This is a genomic window from Tissierellales bacterium (assembly GCA_025210965.1).
GTDB lineage: Bacteria > Bacillota > Clostridia > Tissierellales > JAOAQY01 > JAOAQY01.
The window spans coordinates 41,100-47,731 of the sequence record JAOAQY010000159.1 but is presented as its reverse complement, the minus strand read 5'-3'; the positions used below and the strand labels follow the sequence as shown (position 1 = coordinate 47,731).

Genomic DNA, 6,632 nt, shown 5'->3' with positions numbered 1-6,632 from the left:
GGTGAATAAAAAGTTAGTAGTTTTTAACTAAAGATTAAATTATAATTTGCAAGCATACTATGTTTAGTTCAAACTTTGAGAAAGTGGTTTGATTAAATAAATAGTGTGCTTGTTTTTTGGTGAAATTTAACACAAATAGAATCTTGATTTGTCATCAAATCTACACTTTTTTTTATTGATTCGTGGTATAATTAAGGTTGATTAAAAGTTATGTAAGTGAAAAAGGAGGATTTAAAATTGAAGAAATTATATAGCCTGCTATTGTGTTTAGTTTTAATTTTGGGCATTTCAAATAGTATATTGGCAGTAGAAAACTCGGAAAACAATTTTGTTGAAGTGTTAAGTGAAAAAGGGATTATTTCAGGATATGAAGATGGGACGTTTGGACTAGACCAGGAGATTACTAGAGCTGAATTTGCAGCGATAGCGGTTCGTATGCTTGACCTAGAAGGGCTTGCAAAAAGTTCAAGCTATAATAGTAATTTTAAAGATGTAGAAGCGGGTAGATGGTATACGGGTTATGTGAATGTAGCTGCGGGAAAGGGCCTTTTGAAGGGATATAACGATAAAACGTTTAGACCAGAAAAGAAAATTACATTAGCTGAAGCAGTTACTATAGTTGTTAGAATTGTTGATGGAGAAATAACAGTTGGAAATTGGCCTACAAATTATTTAGTTAGAGCTTCTGACCTTGGGATTTTTGAAGATGTCAGAATGAGTGAAGCGAAGGCTCCGGCGAAAAGAGAAACTGTATTTAGACTGGTATATAATGGTTTATTCCATCAATCAGAGGATGGAGAAGTTAAATCGACGGTAGTTAAAGGTCTTGTTATAGAAAACGATAGGGTTGAGAGTATAGATTCAGGTAAATTAGTAATAGAGTTGATCCAAAGTATTGGAGAAGCTAGGAAATCACCAAAAGGTGGTACGCAATTTGAGTATATACTTAAAGAAAATGAAGATCCAGAGGTTTTTCTTGGGAAAGTAGTTGAAGTAGATTTTTTAGGTGACAGTATAAAATCTATAAGAATAGACCCAGAGTATGATTATTTAACTGGGAAAGTAGAAGATATAAGTAAAAATTCTATAACGATAAATGATAGAAAATATACTGTTCAAAAAGAAGATAGATTTGGTAATCAGACTTCAAATAGAATTTATCAAGTGTATGTAAATAGTGAAGATATATCATATGTTGATTTTGTTGATTATGAATCTGTAGATTTTGCAAAAGTAACGGTATCAAATGGTAAAGTAATGTTTATTGATGCTTATGATATTGATGAAATTGGACCAATAGATTCAGTGAGAAATGGCAGTATGAGAGTGAGAGATGATAGAAGAGGCGGAATCAAAGATGCAGTAGAGCTAGAAGATATTTTTGTGCTTTCATTTGAGAAAAATGGTGATTATTATGATTTGAAAAGAGGGAAAGCTTCTAACGTTAAAGCTGGTGATATGGCTTATTATGATGAAGGAGAATTTGCAATAATAGATCATCAAGCCCAAATTTTAGGAAAGCTGGAGAAGATAAGTATAAGCAAGAAGAAAATCATAGTTAATGGTAAAGAATATGAATTAAGTTTTGAAGATGAACCTATCGGTAATTGTATTTATTCTGAAAATGGAGTTCAATATGAAACTTTAGAAGAAAATAATTTCCATAAGGTTATAGATGATAGTTTTGATAAGCAAGTAACCATAAATTTGGATATATATGGTAAAGTACAGATGATTACAGCGGGTATAGAGTATGATACAGGAGTGTTTGCTTTAGTAAAAGATATTTTTGTAGATGAAGTAGTTGTTAAGGATTCGAACAATTCGAAGAGAACGTATGATATTGATTTAGATACTGAGTATTATAAGGTAAAACTTGAAGAGTTATACGATAGCGATAATTTTGAAAAAATGGAGGGAACGCCTTCAGAGAATATTAGAGAGTTGAGAAAATTAATAAAGGATGCAGAGAAAGATGCTCTTGTTTACCTACAATTAAAAGGGAATATAATCACAGAGTTGACATTTGTAGATATGGATGAGGCTTGGTTTAGAACTAAAAGAGCAAAAGATGATTATATATTAGTTCAGGATCCAGTTAACGAAAAATACTATGAGTTTGATGAATATGATTTTGTTGACACAAGAGTAGTAGTATTGGGTACAGATTTGCAGGGAATGACACCAGAGTATTTTCTCAAAAAATATGCTGTTAGTGAGAAGTATCCTTTAAGTGCAGCATTGATACCTTATAAAAATGTTAGCAATAGAGTCCGATATCTATTTGCTAAACCTAGTGGTAATTCTGATGGAGCAAGAACAAAAGAAATTATCAGAAAGATTGTAGATATTGATTTAAATGATGATGCTGATTATATAGAACTTGAGAGTTCGGATGATGTCAAGAGAGTACACAAGATAGCTGATTCTAGAGTTGCTAAAATGGCAGCAGAAAAGGAATTGGAAGTTGGAGACATTGTACTTGGAAATGTAATATATAATGATGCAAAAGACATAGTAAAAGCAAAAGTTTTGATTGAAGGAGATACTGATTATGTCTATAAAGTGTTGGATGTAGATAAGAACAACATTACTCTTGGATTTGGAGAAGATACAGATACTCCAGTTAATAAATTTGATGATGATAACCAGTTTGAAGTTGAATTTAGTTCAGAGCACGAAGCTTTTGGAGATATAGAAGCGGGTAATTTTGTTTCAATTCACTATGATGAAGATCAAAAAGTTGATGCAATAGTTGAAATGGAGGAACCAGATAAGCTTGCTGAAGGTGGAAAAACTTATTTTGCAGAAGTTAGAATATCTAATTTTATGTTTAATTTGCAAAAGATAGTTGTTCAATCAGCTCCAGTTGGGAAGTATTATAGATTAAAGAGAATGAACGAAGATTTTTTCAGAGAATATGGTGAAGCGCAGAACTATGATGCTCGTGATGATGAGGACTATGTGAAAATATACCTATATGACGACGAAAAAGAAGCTATTGGAGAAATAGAGGTAAGAATTGACAAAAATAGTGAAAAAACGTATCCGATAGAAATGTATGAATAGAAATTGGAGTAAAAACACCTAGGATGTGACGCCTGGGTGTTTTTTTTGTGAAAATTTGATGACAATACGAAAATAAGATAAAAAACTAATAAATTTGTGCTACAATGGAGTTGATATAGTTTTTATCAGTGGAGGAATAGTTATGAAAAAAATTGTAAGTATGTTTTGTTGCTTATTATTACTGATAAGTGTGTCTGCAAAGGCGGATGAATGGATAGACTATGGTAATGTTGAAAATGTAGACTTAAATTACGTTTGGAAAGTTGAGTTCAACAATAATGTTGGAGATTCTCAAATAGAACACATAGAGCTCAATAATTTCCAAAGATCTGTTGATTTTGATATTTCTTATTTTGAAAATGTGGCAAAAATTGATGCGTTAAAACCATATTTGCCAGGAGTTGAATACATCATGAAACTTCATTTAAATGATAATAAGAAGTATAGATTGAAATTTACTGCAACAAAGAGTCATGATGGCGAAGGGCTTATTCATTTTTTGGACTTAAAAAATGGAAGAGCTGTATTGTTTCAGATGCCGGATGGACAAAATGTTTTGTTGGACACTGGCTCGAAGGCAGATTCGAAAGACGTTTTGAAATACATGAAAAACTTAGGAATAAAGCAGTTAGATGTTTTAATGCTCAGTGACGAAGATCCTAAATTTTCGGGCGGAGCAGTTAATATAATGGAATCTGTACCGGCAAAGAGGATATTAATAGGAAACTTTAAAAAAGGAACAGGTCATATTAGTGATTTAAAAGGATGGGCAATTTCTAGGAATTTAGAAGTTGAAAGATATTCTAGAGGAGATGTTTTTAGTTTCGAAGATGCTAAATTAAAGATACTTAAAGGGACTGATGGTTCTGGAAATAATAGTTCTGTTTTATTGTATTCTCAAGGGAATATGCAGAGTCTTATTTTTGGTTTGATGAATGAAGCAGGAATTAAAGAATTATTAGAAAGGCATGAATTCAGATCGATAGAAACTGTAAGTATCGTAGAAGATTATATTTCTGAAAATGAGATGAGTTTTATAAAAAGTATTGGTGCTAAATACTTAGTTTTACAATCTAGTTATTATGATATTGTTGGAGGTATAGATGTTCAAAGTTTAGATAGACTATTTGAAGAGTATATAGTTATGTATAGACCTGATATAATGGGAAGTGTCGTAACAAGAACGAAAGGAAACAGATTTAGCTGGATGCCTCAACCATGGTTACCACATTTATCAAGAGGGAAAACTTGGAATTCAAAAATTGTAATTGAAAAAATAGATAGAAAAGAAGATTTAGTTTATATTAAAAATTACGGAGATGAGAGCGTTGAGCTGACTGATTGGTATTTGAAATCAGAGAATGGTGGAGAAAAGTATGTGTTTGGTAAAGGTAAATTAATTAGACCAAATGAAAGAATTGTAATAAGATCTCATGTTTCGAAGAATTTTTCAGACTCTAATGTCTTAAATTGGACTAATTTAGAAATATGGGATGATGATGGACCAGATATGGGTAAATTATATGATTCTCACGGAAATTTGATATCACAATATCCATACAAGTGGTAAATATTTTAATGTTATTTTAAGGAACTTGTATTGAGATTGTCATTTAAATAGTAGTGGTTTTGATATATAATTGAACTAGTAAAAATCGTAGAGGGAGAGTGAAAGTGTTATGATGAAATTTAAAAAAGCGATGGCAATTGCATTAGTAGGGATGATGGTTGTAGGGCCAGCGACTACTGCATTTGCACAATCTTTTAAGGATGTGACTGAAAGTCACTGGGCGTATCAGTATATTCACGAATTGAGTAGTAAAAATGTATTAAATGGTTTTTCTGATGGGACATTTAGACCATCGACTTATGTTACGAAGGAGCAGTCTATAGCGCTTATGATGAATATGATAGGAGCAACTGCTAGTGAAAAATCAAAATATATGGATATATATAAGGGCTATTTGACACAAAAAGGGGTTAATAAATGGGTACAACCATTTATGGCGGTTGCATTAGGCAGAGGTATAATATTTGAAAATGAGATATCAGCAGGAAATATTACTAGAGAGGAATTCTCGCTGTTTTTAGCAAGATCTTATAGAATTGGAAATACTAATACACAAATAGCACTTGGAAATATGACATTTACTGATAAAATGATGATTAACCAAGTTGCAGTTCCAGCGGTTTATGAATTAAATAAACACGGAATCATAAGTGGGATGGATAATGGAATGTTCAATCCTAAAGGGATGATTACGAGAGCACAAGCGGCTAAAATGCTTTCAATAGCAGATAAAAAGCTTATAAAACCAGTTGCTTCATCATATGTACCGACTACACCTACATTTGATAAAACAAGAACTACGGAGCATGAGGGTGAGATTGATAGTGTTACAGTAGTTGGAAACAAAGCATATGTATATTTAAATGCTACATCTACTGTGAAAAAAATGTTTACAATAGATCAATTTACTGATAAGTATGATGAAGATGATAGAAAAGCTGAATTGTCTGATTTTGAAGAAGGAAAAACTATTCAGATTACTACAGACAGAAATGGCTTAGTTATAAAGGCTGAGATTAAGGAGGAGTCATCAAGTAAGAGTTCTTCGAAATCTAAGCATAAGACATACAGTGGAGAAGTAACTGATGTTAGTAGTTCTAAAGATAAAATAGAACTAGACGATGATGATGAGTTTGATGTAGAAGATGATGTTAATGTATACTTGCATGGTGATAAGAAAAAATTGAAAGACGTAGATGAAGGTGACGATGTTACATTGTTTGTCGATAAATCAGGAGATGTAGTCACTATAGTAGATAAAGAAGATGCTACTCAGTTATCTGGGAAAATTAAAAAAATAGATGATGACGATGATGAAATAAGAATTGAAGTAGATGGCAAAGAAAAGACGTATGATGTTTCTAGAAGCGTTTATATTGAGAGAAAAGGCAAAGAAAAGAGCAAAATCAAAGAGTTAGAGCGTGGAGACGAGGTAGACTTCATACTAGATGATGATGATAGAGTTATTGTATTGTTAGCAGAGCCAGATGATGACGACGAGGATGACGAGTACACAGGATATATTGTAGAAGTTGATACTGGAAGAAACTACTCTATAAAATTTGTTACTGAAGATGGTGAAATTAAAGAGTATGACGATGATGATTTTGACGACGATGACTTAGATGTAGATGGCGAAAGAAATGATGAGTTTGATGATTTGAAAGAAGGATATAAAGTAACATTCGAAGTTGATGGTGGAGACTTAGAAAGCGTTGAAGTTGAAGATGATGATTACAAAGTCCTTGATGCAGAAGTAAAACGTTTAGATGATGACGATGAAGAAATTAAAGTTGAAGACAATGATGACGACGATGATGAATACACTGTAGATGTTTCTAGAGCGGATTTATATGATGATGATGAAGATGAGTTTGATGGAGACGAAGTTGAAGATAATCTATCAAAAGGCGATGATATTTGGGTGATTTACGACAGAAGTGACAAGGATAATGACGAAATAAAGGCAGAGTTAATTGTAGAACAATAGTGA

General features: G+C 32.3%; 3 protein-coding genes. All 3 read left to right on the top strand.

Going from position 1 to position 6,632, the window contains the following annotated elements; all coding sequences use genetic code 11:
* Positions 1 to 237 precede the first annotated feature (237 nt).
* The 3 genes from N4A40_11305 (at position 238) to N4A40_11295 (ending at position 6,629) form a co-directional block, all read left to right on the top strand.
* On the top strand, positions 238 to 3,069 hold the full coding sequence (locus tag N4A40_11305; protein ID MCT4662439.1) for an S-layer homology domain-containing protein: 2,832 nt from the start codon (positions 238 to 240) through the stop codon (positions 3,067 to 3,069).
* Positions 3,070 to 3,211: 142 nt separating this feature from the next.
* Entirely contained in the window at positions 3,212 to 4,639 is a 1,428-nt protein-coding gene (locus N4A40_11300; GenBank protein ID MCT4662438.1) for a lamin tail domain-containing protein, read from the top strand.
* 109 nt (positions 4,640 to 4,748) lie between these two features.
* On the top strand, positions 4,749 to 6,629 hold the full coding sequence (locus N4A40_11295) for an S-layer homology domain-containing protein (GenBank protein MCT4662437.1): 1,881 nt from the start codon (positions 4,749 to 4,751) through the stop codon (positions 6,627 to 6,629).
* Positions 6,630 to 6,632: the final 3 nt, after the last annotated feature.